This is a genomic window from Ureibacillus sp. FSL W8-0352, from assembly GCF_038004345.1.
In the GTDB taxonomy this organism is placed as follows: domain Bacteria; phylum Bacillota; class Bacilli; order Bacillales_A; family Planococcaceae; genus Ureibacillus; species Ureibacillus thermosphaericus.
In genome coordinates this window covers 1,709,408-1,729,952 of the sequence record NZ_JBBOQT010000001.1, presented here as the reverse complement: position 1 = coordinate 1,729,952, position 20,545 = coordinate 1,709,408, and the positions used below count along the sequence as shown (strand labels likewise).

The 20,545-nt window shown below is 34.5% G+C and carries 16 protein-coding genes and 3 pseudogenes; 15 read left to right on the top strand and 4 right to left on the bottom strand.

What is annotated here, in order from left to right; genetic code table 11:
• The first annotated feature begins 9 nt into the window (after nt 1-9).
• The 6 genes from pglX to NST98_RS08790 all read left to right on the top strand — a co-directional run bounded on the left by pglX (nt 10) and on the right by NST98_RS08790 (nt 9,518).
• Nucleotides 10-3,489, top strand: a complete 3,480-nt coding sequence (pglX, locus tag NST98_RS08815) for a BREX-1 system adenine-specific DNA-methyltransferase PglX (protein WP_340714947.1) — start codon at nt 10-12, stop codon at nt 3,487-3,489.
• A 7-nt stretch (nt 3,490-3,496) separates the two neighbouring features.
• Nucleotides 3,497-3,730, top strand: coding sequence for a hypothetical protein (locus tag NST98_RS08810; protein WP_340714946.1), 234 nt, complete (start codon nt 3,497-3,499; stop codon nt 3,728-3,730).
• On the top strand, nt 3,720-3,986 hold the full coding sequence (locus NST98_RS08805; protein ID WP_340714945.1) for a type II toxin-antitoxin system RelE family toxin: 267 nt from the start codon (nt 3,720-3,722) through the stop codon (nt 3,984-3,986). Before NST98_RS08810 ends, NST98_RS08805 begins: the two co-directional genes overlap by 11 nt.
• Nucleotides 3,987-4,096: 110 nt before the next feature.
• A complete protein-coding gene (pglZ, locus tag NST98_RS08800; RefSeq protein ID WP_340714944.1) occupies nt 4,097-6,652 on the top strand; it encodes a BREX-1 system phosphatase PglZ type A in 2,556 nt (851 codons plus the stop codon).
• An 18-nt stretch (nt 6,653-6,670) separates the two neighbouring features.
• Complete coding sequence (gene brxL, locus NST98_RS08795; RefSeq protein WP_208650573.1) at nt 6,671-8,719, top strand: protease Lon-related BREX system protein BrxL; 2,049 nt, start codon at nt 6,671-6,673, stop codon at nt 8,717-8,719.
• Nucleotides 8,720-8,945: 226 nt separating this feature from the next.
• The gene (locus NST98_RS08790) at nt 8,946-9,518 is read left to right on the top strand and encodes a sce7726 family protein (RefSeq protein WP_208650572.1); all 573 of its coding nucleotides are present in this window, start codon (nt 8,946-8,948) and stop codon (nt 9,516-9,518) included.
• Here the strand turns inward: NST98_RS08790 and NST98_RS08785 are convergent.
• From NST98_RS08785 to NST98_RS08775, 3 genes and pseudogenes are all read right to left on the bottom strand, one after another.
• Nucleotides 9,487-9,999 carry a beta family protein gene (locus NST98_RS08785; protein ID WP_340714943.1) on the bottom strand — a complete coding sequence of 171 codons (513 nt, stop codon included), beginning with the start codon at nt 9,997-9,999 and terminating at the stop codon, nt 9,487-9,489. The two genes, NST98_RS08790 and NST98_RS08785, sit on opposite strands and share 32 nt — an antisense overlap.
• A gap of 25 nt (nt 10,000-10,024) precedes the next feature.
• Nucleotides 10,025-10,477, bottom strand: coding sequence for a beta family protein (locus NST98_RS08780; RefSeq protein ID WP_340714942.1), 453 nt, complete (start codon nt 10,475-10,477; stop codon nt 10,025-10,027).
• A gap of 172 nt (nt 10,478-10,649) precedes the next feature.
• A pseudogene (locus NST98_RS08775) lies at nt 10,650-11,761 on the bottom strand (IS4 family transposase).
• A 187-nt stretch (nt 11,762-11,948) separates the two neighbouring features.
• Between NST98_RS08775 and NST98_RS08770 the strand changes: the two are divergent.
• Nucleotides 11,949-12,407 carry a hypothetical protein gene (locus tag NST98_RS08770; RefSeq protein WP_141603158.1) on the top strand — a complete coding sequence of 153 codons (459 nt, stop codon included), beginning with the start codon at nt 11,949-11,951 and terminating at the stop codon, nt 12,405-12,407.
• Between the two features lie 476 nt (nt 12,408-12,883).
• Nucleotides 12,884-12,991, top strand: a pseudogene (locus NST98_RS17295) (IS3 family transposase); the annotation flags it as partial.
• A 213-nt stretch (nt 12,992-13,204) separates the two neighbouring features.
• On the opposite strand, the pseudogene NST98_RS08760 reads toward NST98_RS17295, so the two are convergent.
• A pseudogene (locus NST98_RS08760) lies at nt 13,205-13,504 on the bottom strand (IS982 family transposase); the annotation flags it as partial.
• Nucleotides 13,505-13,809: 305 nt separating this feature from the next.
• On the opposite strand from NST98_RS08760, the gene NST98_RS08755 reads away from it, so the two are divergent.
• From NST98_RS08755 to NST98_RS08725, 7 genes are all read left to right on the top strand, one after another.
• Nucleotides 13,810-14,724 carry a polyprenyl synthetase family protein gene (locus NST98_RS08755; protein ID WP_340714940.1) on the top strand — a complete coding sequence of 305 codons (915 nt, stop codon included), beginning with the start codon at nt 13,810-13,812 and terminating at the stop codon, nt 14,722-14,724.
• 17 nt (nt 14,725-14,741) lie between these two features.
• Nucleotides 14,742-14,897, top strand: coding sequence for a competence pheromone ComX (gene comX, locus NST98_RS08750; RefSeq protein ID WP_008881885.1), 156 nt, complete (start codon nt 14,742-14,744; stop codon nt 14,895-14,897).
• A 6-nt stretch (nt 14,898-14,903) separates the two neighbouring features.
• Nucleotides 14,904-16,028 (top strand): PDZ domain-containing protein, encoded by a 1,125-nt coding sequence (locus NST98_RS08745; protein ID WP_340714939.1) that lies wholly within the window; start codon nt 14,904-14,906, stop codon nt 16,026-16,028.
• A gap of 152 nt (nt 16,029-16,180) precedes the next feature.
• Nucleotides 16,181-17,542: an IS4 family transposase gene (locus NST98_RS08740; RefSeq protein ID WP_096550514.1), complete on the top strand. Its 1,362-nt coding sequence runs from the start codon at nt 16,181-16,183 to the stop codon at nt 17,540-17,542.
• 141 nt (nt 17,543-17,683) lie between these two features.
• Entirely contained in the window at nt 17,684-18,709 is a 1,026-nt protein-coding gene (locus tag NST98_RS08735) for a sensor histidine kinase (protein WP_340714938.1), read from the top strand.
• A gap of 22 nt (nt 18,710-18,731) precedes the next feature.
• Nucleotides 18,732-19,403, top strand: a complete 672-nt coding sequence (locus NST98_RS08730) for a response regulator transcription factor (RefSeq protein ID WP_340714937.1) — start codon at nt 18,732-18,734, stop codon at nt 19,401-19,403.
• 138 nt (nt 19,404-19,541) lie between these two features.
• Nucleotides 19,542-20,537 carry a 3-oxoacyl-[acyl-carrier-protein] synthase III C-terminal domain-containing protein gene (locus NST98_RS08725; RefSeq protein WP_208650568.1) on the top strand — a complete coding sequence of 332 codons (996 nt, stop codon included), beginning with the start codon at nt 19,542-19,544 and terminating at the stop codon, nt 20,535-20,537.
• The last annotated feature ends 8 nt before the right edge of the window (nt 20,538-20,545 follow it).

Below are 20,545 nucleotides of genomic sequence, written 5' to 3'. Positions count from 1 at the left end.
GAAGAAAATATGAATAAAAGTGCATTAAAGAAATTTGCAACAGAAGCACGAAAAGAACTGCTTGAACGGGTTGAACTACAAGCAAGAAAAATCGGGATTACGGAAGATGCGATAAAAAAAGCTGATGTGGAAAGCTCCGATGCCGTCTTTATTGACGGCAGACAGCTTTCTGACATCGAAAGACACCAAAGAAATAAATTGATTGCCCGTATCAAAGAAATTGGATTTAAGCGGGTAATGGAAGAAACGGCATATACATGGTTTAACCGATTTATCGCCTTACGCTTTATGGAAGTGAATGACTATCTTCCAACAAAAGTGAGAGTGCTCTCTTCGTTGGATCCAAACAGCGCCGAGCCGGATATGATGAAAGAGGCATTGTCTCTTGATTTAGAGATTGATAATGAGTATGTATATGAATTGAAAATAAACAATAAAACGGATGTACTATTCAAATATCTCATTAAAGTACATTGTAACGATTTAAACCGATATATGCCGTTTATGTTTGAAACGGTTGAGGACTATAAAGAAATTCTTTTTCCAGAAGGATTGCTTGGTAAAGACACTTTCCTTCGAAAACTAACAGATACCAATGAAATTCCAGAAGAAGATTGGAAAAATATTGAGATAATTGGATGGTTATATCAATTTTATATTTCTGAAGAAAAAGACCGTGTTTTTAAAGAGAAAAAGAAATATAAGGCAGAAGAAATCCCTTATGCAACCCAATTATTTACGCCCGATTGGATTGTACGATATATGGTACAAAATTCATTGGGAAGATATTGGACAGAAGCCCATCCAGAACATAATGATTTAAAAGATAATTGGGAATTTTTCATTGAACATCAAGAAGAAGATTTTCAAGAGAAAATAGCGCCTTATGTCAATAAGGAGTTAAAGGTAGAAGAGATTAAATGTTTTGACCCAGCTATGGGGAGTGGGCATATTTTAGTCTATATGTTTGATGTTCTATATGAAATTTATAGCAAATGCGGTTATATAGAGAGGGAAATTCCTCGCCTCATTATCGAAAATAATTTATATGGCTTAGATATAGATGATCGAGCTTATCAATTGGCATGCTTTTCTGTTGTGATGAAAGCTCTTCAATACAATCGCCGTTTTCTTCGTAGCATTGAACGGGAAGGGTTAACATTGAATCTGGCTTCCATAGAAGAAACGAATAATTGGACGGACGAAGACATTGTCTATATTACTGGTGAAGAAAAAGGGGAACTTTTTGATAAAATTAAAACTTTTATTGACCAGTATAAAAATGCGAAAACATTTGGTTCATTGATTAAAATCACAGAAAAAGATACAACATTTTTAGAAAAACGACTAGAGGAAATAAAAGAAACTCCTGTAACAGATATCTTTGATGAAGAAAAACGTGAACAAGTATTAGAATTACTACCATTATTAATTAAACAAACGAAAATTATGAGGAAACAATATGATGTTGTTATCATGAACCCACCCTATATGGGTTCTGGAAATATGAATAAGGATTTATCAGAATTTCTAAGAAAAAATTATCCTGATTCGAAATCGGACTTATTCGCGGCATTTATGGAAGTAGACCATTATTTAAAAGAAAATAGTTTTTATGCGGCTATTAACCAACATTCATGGATGTTTATATCTAGTTATGAGAAATTACGTAAGAAATTAATTAATGATAAATCTATAGACACAATGTTACATCTAGGCCCAAGAGCATTTGAGGAAATTGGTGGAGAAGTAGTTCAATCCACAACATTTATTTTGAGAAACTCAAAATGTATAGAAATTAATAATGGAACTTATATCCGTTTGGTTGACGAAAAAACAACTGTTGATAAGAAGAAGAAAGGAATAGAAGCAGTTCAAAATCCTAATGTAACTTATCGATATACATTTAATCAAGAAAATTTTAGTAAAATTCCAGGAAGTCCAATTGCTTATTGGGCTTCAGAAAATGTAATTGATTTATTTAATAAAAGAATAGGTAATTTTTTTAAAGCGAATGCTGGAATTTCTACTGGAAACAATGAAAAGTATATTTTTTACTGGCATGAAGTACCTTTTAATAAAATTGCAATAGATAATTATAATAAAGACTATGCTTTTGTTCCTCTTTCAAAAGGTGGAGAATATAGAAAGTGGTATGGCAATCAATCTTATGTAGTTAAATATAATGAAAAAACTTTAGAAGAGATGGTAAAATTACCAGGTTTCAGACACGATGGAAAAAAATATTATTTTATGAATTTATTATCATGGAGCAAAATTACAAGTTCAAAGTTTAGTGTTAGATATTATGAATCTAATCATATTTTTGATAGTGCTGCGCCTACAATTAGTTCAATATGTATTGAGTATGAATTATTAGGATTTTTAAATAGTAAATTAGCTAACTATTTCCTATCTTTTTTAAGTCCAACATTAAATTTTCCACCTGGATATATAGAATTATTACCGTATATTAAATCCGATAACAATTATGTTGTTGAAAAAGTTAAAAAGTGTTTAAGTATAAGTACGGAAGATTGGAACTTATTTGAAACTTCTCGAGATTTTCTGAAACATCCATTTTTAAATGGATCTTCTAATAAAATAAAGTATTCATTTGAACAATGGAAACAATTTACTGAAAAACAATTCAATCAGTTAAAACAAAACGAGGAAGAACTAAACCGAATCTTTATTGAAATTTATGGTTTACAAGATGAATTGACTCCAGATGTAGCGGATGAGGATATAACAGTTCGTAAAGCTGATTTAGAACGGGATATTAAGAGCTTCATCTCTTATGCTGTCGGCTGTATGTTCGGGCGTTATTCTCTTGACGAAGAAGGTTTGATTTACGCAGGAGGAGAGTTTGATCCAACCCGTTATAAAACGTTCCCTGCAGATGAAGACAATATTTTGCCAATCCTTTCAGGTTCATATTTTGAAGATGATATTGTGTCGAAGTTTGTGGATTTTGTAAAAATTACCTTTAGTGAAGAGACATTAGAAGAGAATTTGGATTTCATTGCTGATGCTATTGGACGAAAACCAAATGAAACCGCAAAAGAAACATTGCGACATTATTTCTTAAATGACTTCTTCAAAGATCATGTTCAAACATATAAGAAACGGCCGATTTATTGGTTATTTACATCAGGTAAGGAAAAAGCCTTTAATTGCCTGATTTATACGCATCGTTATGATAAAACAACCCTTTCCCGCATCCGTACGGATTATTTACATGAAGTCCAAACACGTATGGAAGCAGAAAAACTTCAGTTACTAGAAATTATTGAAGGAGATTTCTCAGCTAAAGAAATTACAAAAGCCAAGAAAGAACTAAAAGCCCTTGAGAAAAAAATTGATGAATTAAAAGCTTATGATGAATTACTTCACCACATGGCCGATATGCAAATTGAAATTGACCTTGATGATGGTGTAAAAGTGAGTTATGAAAAGTTTAAAGGGTTGGTAGCACCAATTAAGTAAAGGGGAAATGATGATGGAAATTACGAAATGGGATTTATTTAAGCAAATCGATCAAATGCCTGCTGATAAATACAAAATCATAAAAGATTTTCTTGATAAGTTAAACGAAGATTCCATCGAAGAAGTTGTTCTTGATAAAGAGACAAAGAAAGAGATTGAAAGAAGCTATGAAGAATATCAAAAAGGTGAATTCCTAACCTTTGACCAAGTCTTTGAGGATGATGGAAAGCGTGAAGTATGAACTCCGCTTTTCAAAATTGGCAGCAAAAAATATTAAAAAATTAGATAGAGTGACGCAAGAAAGAATAAAAAAATCCTTATTACAATTATCTGAATCCCCTTTTGACTTTACGAAGCATGATATAAAAAAATTGGCAGGCTATACGAATTCTTATCGATTGCGTGTAGGAAAATATCGGATTCTTTATACTATCATGGAGCATGAAATTGTGATTTTTGTTTTTAATGTTGATAGTCGTGGAGATATTTATAAATAGTTATATGTTTAAAGCAAGTCCGCTTTGGATTTGCTTTCTTCTTTTTTCTTAGCGTCATTGTTGGAACGCTGGATTATACGGTAATATTGATAATTAGGTAGGTGATTGCAATGAATTTAACCCAAATTACATCTGCATTACAAGATATTTTTAATGACCCCCTCGAAGATGGAGAACTCCGAAAAATTGTCTTTTGGGTAGATCGGGATCAAGAGTTTATTGAAGACATTCAACAATTTACTTTAGAGGATGTAAAAATTGAAACCTTGACAGAAAATAATCAATTTTATATGAAGTATTTATTAGAGGAAGAAGACCCAACTTCAAATTATTTAATCTATACCAACTTAGACTTGGAAATAGAACATAATTGGTTGGCAGATACCGTTCTATATTCGAAGACTTTCTATGCTGATCGCATTTCTTTAATTTTAAATGATCTTCGAATGGATTCTTCTTTGCGTCCTGTCATCAAAAAATATGAAAAGTTCTTTAACAATAAAGAACGCTATCGAAAGTTTCAAGCTTTCCAAATGGATTCTTACAATGAAGAAATGATCGAAATTGCCATCATGAGTGTTTTTTGCAATTTGAAAACACCTGACTTTGAAGAGGTGTTGAAAACAGTTTTAATGGATACGTTGGAAGATGAAAACAACAAGTATTTAACACAAATGGAGAAGTTTTTTGATATTGATGCTTTTTGGAAATATGCAGCAGAATATTATGGTTATGAACGGGAAACAAAAAGTTTAAAAACATTATTTATTCATTTGGCAGTAACAGCTTTCAGTCATTCTGTCAAAGAGGAATATTTAGCGGATATTAAAGATTATATTGCTGTTCGAAACCGAACAAATGCCCTAGTATTCATTGATCATTGGATGCATCACAAAGCCGATTACGTTGTATTTAATGATTATATTGAGTTGGTGGAAAGAGAAATTCAACTTCCTCAAATTTTACTATCCATTCCGATTGATGAATTTAAACAGGCTGAGATTTTTCCTTATATTGATAAAACCATTATTATGTATATTGCTAATAGCCTATTGGAAAAGCTTGAAGATTTTGAAGAATATATTAAGCTCATTAAATTAAGAAGGGCAAAACATTTTTATGAACGGTTTGCTGCGGTTTATGAAGCACTTTATTATACAGTAAAAATGCATGAGTTTTATAAAGAATATTCCCTTGGTATTCCTACTGGTCAGGCAATTGATATGTTTAACGCATATCAAACAAAGTATCATGTAATGGATACATATTATCGCAAGTTTTACGTTGCCTATGATCAGGAGAATAATGAACTTTTGAAAAAATTGAAAGAACAAGTGGAATATCTTTATACTCATTGGTATATGGGTGAATTGAGTGCTCATTGGACCCAAGCCGTGAAATCGGAAATGACGGAACAATGGTCATTACCTGGTGTATTGAATCAGCAAAAATTTTATTCTTCCATTATTGCTCCTCATATTTATAAAGGAGAGCGGGTATTTGTTATTATTTCAGATGCCTTACGTTATGAAATCGGTGTCGAACTTGCAGAGCGTTTGAATGCGGAAACGATTGGAATATGCGAAATTCAGTCAATGCTTGGGGTCATTCCGTCTGTTACTAAGCTTGGCATGGCAGCCCTTCTCCCTCATAAAACGATTGATATAAATGAATCTGGACAAGTGCTTGTGAATGGACAGGTTTCATCCGGACTTGAACATCGAAAATCTATTCTTGAAGGGGTAACAGAAGATAGTATCGCTATTTATTATCAAGATATATTGAATATGAATAAAGCAGGTAGACGTGAAACCTTTAAAGGTAAGAAACTCATTTATATTTACCATGACACCATTGATGCGGTAGGTGACAAAGCAACAACCGAAATTTATACCTTTGATGCGGCAGAAAAAGCGGTCAATCAATTGTATGATTTAGTAAAAATAATTCGTGATGATTTAAGTGGTACAAATATTTATATTACGGCAGACCATGGTTTTTTATATCAACGTGAGCCTTTACAAGAAAGCGATAAAATCATAAAAGAGCCAATGGAAATGATTGAAGCCAAAAGTCGCTATATTTTATCCAAAGAGAAAAAAGAGGTATCTGGACAAACTTGCATTGATTTATCTTCCGTTATTCGCAATGAGTTGCAATTTTTTGTGTATGTGCCGAATGGAACAATTCGCAATCGAAATCAAGGATCAGGTATCAATTTTGTCCATGGTGGGGCAAGCTTACAAGAAATTGTTGTTCCGCTGCTCATTTTCAAAAATAAACGGGCAGGTCAAAAGGGCGTTAAATCCATTTCAAAAGTGGATATAAGATTGACAAGTACGATGAGAAGAATTACTAATAGCATTTTCCATTTGAGTTTCTTCCAGACAGAGAAAGTGGAAGAAAAAATGAATCCTCGTACAGTTATCATATACATGGCAGATGAGGAAGGAAATATTTTATCAAATGAAGAAAGAGTAATTGGAGATCGAACATCAGATGATCCAGCAGAACGCACGTTTAAGTTACAATTTGCATTAAAAAGTCTTCCTTATGACCGCAATAAAACGTACTATCTGATTATTAAAGATATGGAAACAGGAATTATGACGGAAAAAATTCCATTTTCAATAAATTTAGGCATTGTAAGCGATTTTGATTTTTAGGCGTTAGGGGGCGGAATTATGAGCGAAGAGGCAGCAGTTCTCGATTTAGATAAAAAATTGAATCAATATTTTGCAGGCCGTGTTGTTCGCAAGGATTTAACCAAACTAATTAAGGAAGGCGCCAATGTCCCTGTTTATGTTCTTGAATACTTATTGGGAATGTATTGCGCAACTGATGATGAAGAAAGTATCCGTGAGGGAATTGAACGAGTGAAAAAGATTCTTGCAGATAATTTTGTGCGTCCGGATGAAGCAGAAAAGATTAAATCTAAAATTCGTGAGTTAGGTCAATATTCAATTATTGATAAAGTAACCGTAAAATTAAATCCCAAATTGGATGTATATGAAGCGGAATTTTCCAATCTAGGTTTAAAAGGAGTGCCGATTCCTTCTAATTTTGTAAAGGAATATGACAAGCTTCTAGTGGGCGGCATTTGGAGCATGGTGAAGATTGATTATTTTTACGATGAAGAAGTGCGCAACATTAATCCATTCAGCGTTAGTAATTTAAAGCCGATTCAGCTGCCTAATATGGACATCAATGAAATTTTTGAAGGACGAAAACATTTTACGAAAGATGAATGGATTGATGTTCTTATTCGATCTGTTGGTATGGAACCAACTCAATTAGAAGAACGGGTGAAATGGCATCTATTATTGCGTTTAGTACCGCTTGTGGAAAATAACTATAATATGTGTGAATTGGGTCCAAGGGGAACAGGAAAATCCCATGTTTATAAAGAAATTTCGCCGAATTCGATTCTAGTTTCTGGTGGACAAACAACAGTAGCGAACCTTTTCTACAATATGTCTACTCGAAAAATTGGTCTTGTTGGATTATGGGATTGTGTGGCTTTTGATGAAGTGGCAGGCATTAAATTTAAAGACAAAGATGGCATTCAAATCATGAAAGATTATATGGCATCTGGGTCTTTTGCAAGGGGGAAGGAGGAAAAGAATGCTTCCGCTTCCATGGTGTTTGTCGGCAACATCAATCAAAGTGTGGACGTATTGTTGAAAACATCTCATTTATTTGCACCGTTTCCTGATGAAATGGCAAATGATACCGCATTTTTTGATCGTATGCATTATTATTTACCTGGCTGGGAGATTCCAAAAATGCGTCCAGAATTCTTTACAGACAAATATGGTTTTATTGTCGATTATGTAGCGGAATTTTTTAGAGAGATGAGAAAACGTTCCTTCTCTGATGCAATTGACCGATATTTTAAATTAGGAAACAATTTAAATCAGCGAGATACGATTGCGGTTCGGAAAACTGTATCTGGATTAGTGAAGTTAATTTATCCAAATGGAGAATATGTGAAGGAAGATATTGAAGAAATTTTAAAATATGCATTGGAAGGTCGTCGTCGTGTAAAAGAACAATTGAAAAAAATCGGTGGCATGGAATTTTATGATATAATGTTTTCTTATATTGATAAGGAAACTTTACTAGAGGAATATGTTTCCGTTCCTGAACAAGGGGGCGGAAAATTAATCCCAGAAGGAATTGGTAAACCAGGTCATGTGTATGTTGTTGGTCAAAGTGATTCAGGAATGATTGGCGTTTACAAACTTGAAAATCAAGTGGTTAGTGGAACAGGAAAGTTTGAAAAATCTGGTGTCGGTTCTCATCGTGGTGCAAAAGAAAGCTTAGATACGGCATTTCGTTATTTTGCCGCAAATTGTAAGAGTATAAGTAATTCTATTAGTACCAAAACAAAAGATTACTTGATGCACATAAGCGATTTGCAAGGAATTGGTTTAACGGGAGAATTGGCTGTTGCGGAATTAATTGGTCTGTGCTCCGGAGCATTGGATAAACCGGTTCTAGAGTCAACGGTTGTCATTGGGAATATGACTGTTGGAGGAACAATTTCTAAAGTTGAGGAGTTAGCCAATGTTTTGCAAGTTTGTGTGGATGCTGGAGCGAAAAAGGTTTTAATTCCTGCATTATCGGCTGTAGATTTTCAAACGGTTCCATCGGATTTATTAGTTAAAGTGCAACCCATTTTTTATGCGGATCCGATTGATGCTGTGTTTAAAGCGTTGGGGGTGAACTGAAGCAATAGGTTCAACCAGGCTATTTGAAGTGCTCTGTAAGATGAATTTCTTACGGGGCATTATTTATCTACAAGTAGCTGTAAAAAATCATAATTGTTCAATAATAAATTATCATTGCGAAATTGTTCTTAGAATCACATAATTTTTCTTGAGCATAAAAAGGAATAACATATTAGTTGTTGAAATATATTTTATTATAAATGAGTATTTTTTGGAGTGAAAGTATATGTTGACGGATAATGAAATTAGACGAAAACTGGTCGAAACATTAGAAAAGAAAAATAAAAATAAACATTACAGAATTATTGAAGAATTGTCCATCTGTGATGGCTTAGCTCGAGCAGATGTAGTGATAGCCAATGGATTATTACATGGTTATGAAATAAAAAGTGATTTTGATACACTTGAGCGTTTAGAAAATCAAATAAAACATTATGAAAAAACTTTTGACAAATGTACAATAGTCATTGGAGAAAAGTTTATAGATGTTATTGAAGAAAAAGTACCGGAGTATTGGGGAATTATCATGGCATATATGAATAGGTACGGAAATGTGTCCATTAAAAGAATTAGGGCTAGTAAATTTAATAAGCAAATAGAAGCCACAAATCTTTTAGATCTTTTATGGAGAAACGAAATAATTAAATATTTAAAGGAAAATAAGATTCGTGGCTACTCTAATAAAGATAAATTTGGATTAAAAGAGTTGGTGATATCTAATATTCCTTTAAATAAAATTAAAGAATTTACAAGGGAAACATTAAAAACTAGAACTGGTTGGAGAGGTGATTTACCATAAAGGTTATATGATGATTTGTTCCGATCGCACGCCAAGTTGTTGTGTTACCAGGTTTTTTAATCTCTCCAACTGCTCTCTTATAAATTTCAGCATCTCCCCACGAGTAATCTTTTCCCAGAAAGTATGCGGAATTAACAAGAAGACTACTTGCTTCTGCTACTTTATTTATATTTAATCCCCCTTTTTTTATAGCATCTCCTTTGTATATAACGTATGCATCATCAATTGAGTATCGAATATTAAAAGAAATTGGCATACCAGGGATATACTCTAGGAAACTCCAGTGATTAATTGCATAATCTGAGTAAACTAACTTTACACCATTATTATCAAAGAATTCTTTTACTTTATTAAATAATTTACTTTCTACTCTTGGTAAAAGCGAAAGGTTATGTTTTTCCACAGAAAGAGTTTGTGGAAAAGAATTACTTGAAAAGATAATATTTCTAAATAAAGTTATATCAATATCTAAATTAGACACTGTCTTAGTGAGGTGAGAGATTTTATTAACAAACATCTTTAACATTGATGATTAAATCCGTATCAGATATCTCGATCAGTTTTAAAATATCTTGTATAACTTCAGGAAATTCATCTTCTAAAATTTCTTCCAAATACAAGTTTAATGCTAGTCCATTCTGCGATTTATCCATCAATTTTGCTATCAAATTTTCTTCATCGTAAGAGTATATTACAGGAATTGTATATTCCATATCACATTTATTAATTAACTTTAAAAATTCATTTTCACTTAAATCGTTTCGAATTTCTTGTGAAACATCAAAATAAAAAAATTGTTTGTCCCAAAAATCTTGTGTTCCATTAAACTTTTGATATACATCAGGAGTGATTTCTAATACAGGACGGATTTGATTTTTTACTTCATCATTTAAATTAAGTAATGCATCTTTTTCTCCCTGTTTACATTTGAGGATAGGAACATATAACAATTTAATCACCTTCCTACTTTACTTAAATAAAGTCACTAGTGTTGCATAAATATTGTCGTAATTTTCAGTTTTATTATTTTTCCTGTTTAGAGCCAAAAAGGTAAATACCCAATTAAAGGTGGCTCCATCCATTTGGAAATTTATTGACAATTAGACCTGTGCGACGACGACAATTTACTTATTAAGGGATGGCTTTTCCTTCAATTTTTCGAAGCCAGATATGCGCTGATTTCCACAATGCAGCCCTTAAATAACGGCTAATTTGTAAGGTTTTTCGCGTACTATTTGTTTCGATTTGTGCCAGAACATGTAGGCAAAAAACAATCAGTGCGATAAATACTTGATTTTGAATCGCCCATTCACTTTGACCATAGAATTTTTTGATGCTGAGATGTTGTTTGATCCATTTAAAAAACAGTTCAATAGCCCATCGTGATTTGTACATCTCGGAAATTTCTTCGGCGCTTAAATCAAAACGATTTGTGATTAAATGGAGTTCATTTTCTTTTGAATCCATCACTTTTAGAAGGCGAAAGTAATTTTCAGCACGGTTTTGAGTTGTGCCAATCAATACCATTTGATCCGACAAAACACTCGTATCTTCGGGTAGTTTAAAATCATAAACTTCCCGTATAACAGCGTTTTTCCGTAGTCTGGAAAGAAGTAGCCGTCATCCGTCATACGATCAAAGCGCTCATAGTCTAGATAGCCACGGTCAAACACATACATGCATTCCTTGTCATCCACCATGATTTCAAGCTGTCCACGGTCATGTTCTCTTGCCGTTGTCATCAAAGCTTTTTCAGGATAGGATATCCCCTTTTCCATAAACACAAGGCGCAAATGCAGCTTTACACCAGCCTTTGTTTTGCGAAACTTCGCCCATTTATGATTGGTCAAATTAAGTGGCAATGTGCTTGAATCAATGATTTTTAAAGGCATGACCCGTTTTGTGTATTGTGTTTTGGCATGAATTTTTGCGACTAAATCAAGAAAAAGCTTTTGAAATAGATCTGGGTTTATACCATTTAATCGCCGTGACAACTGTGAAATACTAATAGAATTAAGGTCGACCCCTTTTTGAAGTTGGTCATCAAAAAGGCAATCGCTTAGCGCATGGAGACTTTCGATTTCTTCCAATTGCGCAAAAAGCAGTAATTTTAGAAATGGCTCTGTCGTTAATTTTTTCGTATAGTAATCTAATTTCATCGTTTTCACCTGTTCTTCAAATAATTGAAGATTTATTGGCGAAAACCATTGTCCAAATGAAGTTTTTCGTGTAATCTTGTCCATGAGTTTGGTCCTTTTTAGTGGATTTGGACGGGTTACCACCTGACTTATCCATTATAAAGGACTTTTTCTTTTCACAAAATAAAATAAGTGAAGATTGTGAGTCTTTTTAATATTAAAATTAAATTAATGCAACACTAGTGTACATTTTTTAATGTTCTATTTTTCAATTACGGGAGGAAGATAAAAATTGATATTTATCAGTATAATTAAAGGTATTATAGTTGGAGTGATTACAGCTTTTGTAGTTCCTTTCATTTGTATTAATGGATTGAGTGGTTTATATGGCGGTCTTTACAATGTATTTGGTAGTCGATGGACTTATATAGCTTATTTAATTGCTATCATCCCTACCTTTGGATACGTTGGTTTCTATTTTTCAAATAAATCTACATTATCTAACAGACATAGATGGAAAGTTTCAGCTATTTCAGTATTCATTATTAGTATAATTGCAAATTCTGTTGGATTATTGATCGGATATATTTTAGTATTAGGTAGCTTAGAAACAGTGAATGTCGAAGAGGTTGTGCCTTTTATGCTTTTGCTGGGTACACTACTTCTACCTATTACAATACCTTTAGGAAAGTTTATCTTAGATATACTTTATCGTTGGATTCATAAAATTCCGTTTTCTACATCTAAATAAAATAATTTAAAACTCTCAAGATTTGTTAATAAAAAGATTACTATCAATGAAATAAAATTAAAAAAAGAGAGGTTTAACTTAGTACTTGCCACTGATGGCATGTTGGTATAATCATCCCAAATCAAATCCCCTTATGAAAGTATTTTAACACATTATGAAAATTTGATGTTAGTCTAAAAAGTGGACACGACCTAGAAAGGTTATAATAAAACTAATTACATTAAGGGAGTGTCCAACGTGGGAAAAAGTTTTGATAAAGAATTTAAACTTCATGCCGTTAAGTTAGTTGTAGAAGAAGGCAACACTATCGCTGCAACAGCACGGTAGATCGATTTATCGCCAAAAACATTGCATAGATGGGTATAAGATCCTGTTCACAGTTTTGTTAGAAGTGGAAACCTCCGGTTGAAAGAGCAAGCATTGCGAGAAGTACAAAAGCGAATTCGTAACCTAGAATAGGAAAACTCCATCCTAAAAAAGCCAAAGTAAGTGTATTTGAGTACATTGAGTGTTTTTACAACTACAAACGAATCCATTCCGACAATCGATATCCATCTCCAGTGATGTATGAAAAGGCGTATTAATTATCTATTTCCTTGTCAGAAATGAAAGAGGATAACACCTTCATTCCCTGACAAGGCCAGCAAGCGAAGCGCGGTAGAAAAAATCTCTATTTTTTTGTGTCTATTTTCTTGACATAACACCAACGTTCGTTTGGCAATTTGGATGTGCATCTTAAATCCATAGAAGAACATCTTCTTGAAGGATTAATCGATTGATAAATTCAAGCGTGGAGGGTGCATCTTAAATCCATAGAAGAACATCTTCTTGAAAGCACGATATCTGATATCCGCCACATCTCGAAACCGTTTTATACGTGAAGTACGTGTATAATGGCACAGATCGGTAAACTGTCTACAATGGTATACGCGTGAGAATGTCCAAGTTTGCGAATTGATGTCGAATCCATTTAATCATCCAACGTAGCGAGCGACAACAACGATGGTATCGAGAACGCTCAGGGAATGCCTTTTCTGTAATAGGTTTTCGACCACAAAGCGATGCCATGCCCGCTCCGATGTGAAGCTAAAAATTTCATGAGCACATGGTGGCTTCTTATAAAATGAGGATGCCTTTTGAAATCAACCTCTCAAACATAAATATTCTTTAGAAACCGTGTTGTAAAAAAACTCACTCTTCGCCATTTTCTGCTACTTCCACCAATCCCAAAATATGTTAGTTGGATAAAACATGTTCATCAGATAATACATAGTGAATCCCTCTTTGTCAAAGCAAAGGGGTTATTGTTTTGAAAATTACTCTGATTTGAAGAAGGAATTTTATAAATCTTGTTGAAATTTACCTATTTGGAAATATTTATTTTATGCAAGGTGTTGCTGAAATGATCGAAAAAGAAGCAGTGAAGATGCAAATGAAAGAGATCGTTACAGCATCTTTTTCCGTACCGTCTTTAAAAGAGTCGGTATTGACATCAATAGAGGAGCACACAAAACAAAGCGACTTTTTGTTCGGCCGCTTAGCTGGTGTGCATTATCAGATGTTTTCCGAAAACATGAAGGAAACTGAACGAATCGCAGCGTCTGTAGAACTGATGATGTTGGCGGGAGATATGCTCGATGACCTCGTTGATCAAGACAGCTTGGAAACCACGTGGAACAAAGCACCTCTTACAACTTCACTTCATATAGCCATAGGGTTATTGTTAGCAGGACAAAAAGCTATTGTGGATTTACTTATTGATGATCATAAAAAAGCAAAGGCACAGTTATATATTTCATCTCGATTGCTTCAAAGCGTAAACGGGCAGCATATGGATGTCACATATGACATACAGACGGAAGCGGAGTATATAGAAATGGTGAAGAAAAAATCAGGTTCTTTAGTAGCAATGGCGTGTTTCGTCGGAACTGCATTAGCAGATGCTGAAAAAAACACTGTCATCATTGAAAAGTATGCCAATGATATAGGAATTGCTGCACAAATCGACAATGATATGGATGCGTTGTATCGTTGGGATGAGAAGAACGACATCAAAGCGAAGAAGAAGTCGCTTCCGATTTTGTACATGCTAACAAGTAAACGGGATAACTTACTGAAACAGTATTTTAGCAATCATGTTGATTACAATGAGCTTTATGTCCAAAAGGAAAAAGTGATTCAGCAAATGGAACAGGAAGGAGCGTTTTACTATGCAAAAGTGATGAGCCAGATTTACAAGGAAAAGGCTTTGCAAGAAATCGAGAAACTGGATGTAAACGATAGGTACAAATCCGCACTAAAAATGATAATTTTATAATTTCGGAGGGAGTAAATATGCAAGAAATGATTCGTTTTTTAATGGAAAATCCAGAGGTTATTGAAAAATTAAAAAGTGGTACAGTAAGCTTAGTAGGTTTAGATGAACTCGAAGTTCAAGCGATAATAAAGGTATTTAGCCAATCCGTTACCCCCCTTGGATATTGGAAGTAGAGAGCGATGAGACGAACGATTACCGTGATAAGCGTAGCTGCGATTGTGGCACTATATTTAACCATTTTCAATGTGAAGCATCCATTGATCGGCATGGATGTAGAGAAAAATAAGAACGGTGATATTGTTGTAAGCGATATTTACGAGTTTGGTTGGGCAAAAAAAAATGGCATTCATATTAATGATCAAGTGCTGAAAGTGGACGGAAAGCCCCCGCTCTCCCATTTTACTGTCCGGAAATACAAAACAATTGAACAAGCGAAAACAATAACGATTCAGAGAGAAAATCAAATCCAAACATTGACGGTTGACTATAAATCGCATGGAACGGAACAATGGCTGTATTATATCGCCTTGCCGATGGGTTTTTTTCTATTCGCTGTTAGTTTAAGCATTTTTTTGCTTCGTCTGCGGCCGGATGACAAATCGGCCACCGTGCTTATTTACTTTTTATTATTGATAGGGCTTTGTTATATAAGTGCCAGTTTATCAGCGAAATATGCACTGTTTGGAAGGCAAATGTTTAACGGTATATTTTTAATATTGCCTGCCGTCTTTTTGCACTTCGTTCATCATTATTTTGAAAAAGAAAAGAAAGTGTGGTTCGCGAAAAAAATCGTCTTTTCCCTTTATGGGTTTAACTTAGTGATGTTCGTTGCCTCACTCATATCTTTATCGTTTCGTTCGATCAGTGAAGCAGAAGTGCTATTGGCTACATTTTTTATCAACATGGTCATCATTCTGGCTTTGTTAGGAAAAGGATTCGTTTATTTTAAAAAAGATGAACAGCAACATACGGTTAAAGGGTTGTTTTTCGCAATTGGGTTATCTGCCGCACCATTTGTTTTATTTTATGCTCTCCCCGTTCTAATCATTGGAAAATGGGGACTGCCAGCTGAATTAACCGTTACTTCGTTTTTTGTGTTGCCCTCCGTCTTTCTTTATTTGATTTGTACGGATCGGCTATTTCGATTGCAGTTTTCCATCAATCACTTTGTATACTATGCTCTTTTATCATTATTTCCGGCTTTTCTTGTTACATTGCTTTATGCCAAATTTGTCAATGAAGCGTGGAGACTTGTTGAACTCGCTTTGTTGTTTTTACTAATTTACTCAACTTTCGCAGAGTAATATCTTATTGCAACTCTTGATATGACTGTTTTATATCGTCTTTCATTATTTCTCTTGTTTTTTATTGATTTTATTTTTTTAAAAGAAAAAGACACCTATCTTTTGGTAAAATTATGGTGAACAAACCAAATACCAAAGAAGGTGTCACCATTATGATAACGAAAAAAGATACTTTTGCACAACTACCAAAAGAACTTGAACGAAGATTTTCTGAATTAAATATAGGCAAACATTTGAGAAAAGCGAGAATTACTAAGGGATTTGGTTATTCATGCTTATCTATTTTCCGTCTTATTTTTTTGCTTGTTTTCCAATATAAAAATTGGTTTCAAGCACTTCAAAGTAAGAAAGCCGTGGACTTACCTAAAAAAGATACGATCTACCGTTTTCTAAATTCATCTACTTATGCTTGGCGAACTTTTTTACTTTCCTTATGTCAAGATCTTACTGGACGTATAAAAAAGCTTACATCAAACAACAGAGTGAAGGTGTTTATTGTTGATGATTCACTCTTTTCACGCAACCGAAGCAAGTCTGTTGAACTTCTTTCACGAGTATTTGATCATACAGAGAAACGATTCTATAAGGGGTTTCAGTTGCTTACTCTTGGTTGGTCTGATGGATATTCTTTTCTACCTGTAGACTTTGCTTTATTGAGTTCAGCGAAAAAGGAAAATCAACTTAACGGGGTCGATGAATCCATTGATAAACGCACTTCCGGCTACAAGCGTCGTCTTGAAGCACAACAAGATAAGCCAAGCGTTGTCTCTGCTTTATTGGATCATGCCTTAAATGCAGGAATTACAGCTGATTATGTGTTAATGGATACTTGGTTTACGCATGAGCCTTTGATTGAAAAAATCACGGATAAAGGTTTATTTGTCATTGGTATGGTCAAGCAGCTAAAACAACGTTATTTCATAGATGGTGAAGCCCATACTCTGGATGAACTCTTTAAAAAAGCAAAGCGTACCATGGAAAAGAAAGACCTACTCGGTTCGATCCATGTTCATCTTGCAAAAGGACGACAAGTCAAGATTGTATTCGTGCGTAACCGCAATAAAAAGAGTGAATGGTTAGCCATTTTGAGTACAGATACCACACTTTCAGATGAAGAAATTGTGCGTATTTACGGGATGCGCTGGGACATCGAAACATTTTTCAAGTGTACCAAATCATTGCTTAACCTAGCAAAAGAATTTCAAGGTCGTTCGTATGATCTGTTGATTAGTCATACAACGATTGTGTTTACTCGCTTTATACTCTTAGAGTGGGAGCGTAGACAAAACAACGATCCTAAAACGATTGGAAATCTCTTTTTTCTATTATGTGAAGATGTAAAAGATATGAATCTAGAGAGTGCATTGAATCAATTATTAGCGATCTTCCAAACATTAGCAGAAGCTAATGTTTGTTTGAACATGGAATTATTTAAAAGTAAAGTACAAGAATGGATTGCGTCTTTACCCAATTACATCAAGAGATGTCTGACAATATCTGTGTGCGAAAGTTGAGTAATTTATATAATAAATATCCTTGCTCTCTATTTAAAAGAATGTTTCGATCGAACATTAAGGACGAAGTTATACGTACAAAAAGACTTTTATCAAGAAAGTATATATCGGATCGGCGAAGCATTAAAAAAACAGAAAAACATGCAAGAAGTGATCCGATGCATGGAAAAAGAAGTGAGAGAAGTATTAGATATAGAGAATCTGGCTTTTGTACAATTGGCGGTCCAAAATAGGCAAGCACCTTTTCATTGCGATGAAAAAGAGTGGATGAAGTTAATCAAAAAGATGGATGGTCAACCACTTTCGATTGGAAAAATCATTGAAAATAAGCGTTTGTTTGCGGTCTTTGTAGGCTCGTTCCGCCAAAGTCCTTTACTATTAATAGGAAAAAAGAAACATCCCATTCCATTTCGGGCAGAACAAAAAGATTGGTTATCAACCATTGTCTATTATGCCAGTATCACGATTGAAAATATGTTAAAAGTAGAGGATTTCATAAAAGAGTTAGATAGCTTAAAGGAAAGAAGTAATTCTGTTTGGCTCACTCGTTTGATCTTTCGATGGTCGGAAAAGGAAAGAAGAAAGTTAGCCATTGATCTGCACGATACGATTCTTCAAGATTTAATTGTTTTAAAACGGAAAGTGGAGAGCTTGCGCTTTCAAAATATGCGTATGGAAGAAATGAAAAAGCAGCTAAACAATATCGAAGAAGAAATCGTAGATATGATTGATTTAACAAGAGAGATATGCCATGAATTAAGGCCGCCATTTTTGAGTCAAATCGGATTAAAGGAAGCGATCGTACAGTTAATCCAACGATTCCAATTACGTGTGAATGTAAAAGTGGAATGGCATATTCATTTATCAACCAAATTAGATGAAGAACGAGAACTTGCAGTATATCGGATTATCCAAGAATTATTAAACAATGCGCTGAAACATTCGCAGGCATCACATATTCAACTAACATTGGAGACTTACGATGAGAAAGTTCAACTTCATTATGTTGATAATGGTATAGGTATAGACATGGAAACATTAAATCATTGTGATGGCAAGCTTGGTTTGTTTGGCATAAAAGAGCGCGTTGAAAGCTTGAGTGGAACATGCGAGATGACGTCACAACTTGGAGATGGGCTACATATCATTGTCACAATCCCGTTATGAACATGGAAGGGGACTTACTTGTATGATTCATATTTTAATTGTCGATGATCATCGCCTTGTTGGTGAAGGGACAAAGAACATGCTGGAGAACGAACAAGATTTTCAAGTAGAACTTGTTACATCTGGCACAGAAGCGGAACAGATGATGGAACAACGTACATATGATGTGTTTTTGCTTGATTGGCGTATGCCGGATATGAGCGGCACCGAATTAAGTAAGCGAATTCTTCAAAAACAACCGAATGCGAAAATTGTCATATATACCGGATATGATGTTGCTCCTTTTTTTAATTATTTGATTGAATCAGGCATTACAGGTTTTGTCAGTAAAACGGGGACAAGCGAGCAATTGATTACAGCGATTCGCTGTGCATTAAGAGATGAAGTTGTCATTCCTGTGCATTTACTGCGTCAGCTGCATCGTTGCGAAGAAAAGGCCAAGATTGCAGAAAGTGAAGAACATGTTGCGCTGAGTCAGCTCGAGCAAGAAATATTAATGGAAGTCGCCAACGGTTTATGTAATAAAGACATTGCCAAAAAACATCATATAAGCCAGCGAAGTGTAGAAAGACACCTATCGCGTATCTTCATCAAGCTACACGTATCTTCACGAATAGAAGCCGTGGAAAAAGCAAAACAATTAGGACTCATTCCAGAGCTTCATATGTTGTTAACGCCTTCATCGGATCGGTGAGGGCGTTTTCTCTTTTTTATTCAGGACTCCGCCATTTCGTGTCGGTACCCCGTCAAAAAATGGCGGGGTTCCGATACGATGTTGGCGGTGAAGGAACAAGGGATCATAAATATAATTGAGTATAGGGAGGGGATAAAAATGTTTAAAGTAAAAATTGCTGGAATGGGAAAAGCCGTTGGTTCACTGAAAGTAAAAAGTGAAGAATTAGAAGAAAAAATGAATGTTACGAGCGGTTGGATTGTTAAGGCAACAGGTATTGAGTCTAGACATTATGTTGATTTTGAAAATGGAGAAAATGCGTTAACATTAGGTGTAAAAGCTGCTAAGCAGGCAATCCAAAATAGCGGAATTGATCCGGAGCAGATTGATTGTATAATTGGTGCAAATGGTTCTCCATTACAGGCCATTCCGTGCGGAGCTAGTTTATTTCAGCGAGAATTAGGTTTGGGCGATTCAGGGATTCCGTGTTTTGATGTTGATACGACGTGTTATAGTTTCGGATTAGCTTTATTTGTGGCGGCTAATCTTATTCATAATCAAGTCTACAATTGCATCTTAATCATCAGTTCAGATGCTCCAAGTCCAACATTGCCAAAAACTTCTAATGAGGTAAGAGCTCTGTTTGGAGATGGGGCTGCTGCTGCGATTGTCACCAAATCTGCAAAAGATGAAAAAAGCGTTCTTCATTATTTCAAAATGCAAACTTATGGTTCAGGGGCAAATTTGACATGTGTGAAAGGAGGAGGTACGTTAAGACACCCTAATGATCCAAATACGAGAATGGAAGATAATTTGTTTCAGATGGATGGCAGAAAAGTGTTTAGGTATGCAGTTCGTTTGCTTCCTGATTTTTTTCAAGATTTTTTTTCTGAAAGTGGTATATGTCAAAGTGATGTTAAATATTTATTCCCTCATCAAACAAGCAAGCATGGAATAGACATTTTTAGAAAGTTTGGATTTCATTCAGAACAAATTGCCTCTCATATTTCTACACATGGGAACTGTATTGCAGCTTCTCTCCCAATGTTATTGTTTGACTATATAGAAGATAACAAGATTAATAGAGGAGATTTAGTGTTATTATTCGGAACTTCCGCCGGTTTATCTATAGGGTGTGTAGCCTTAACATATTAAAACAATAC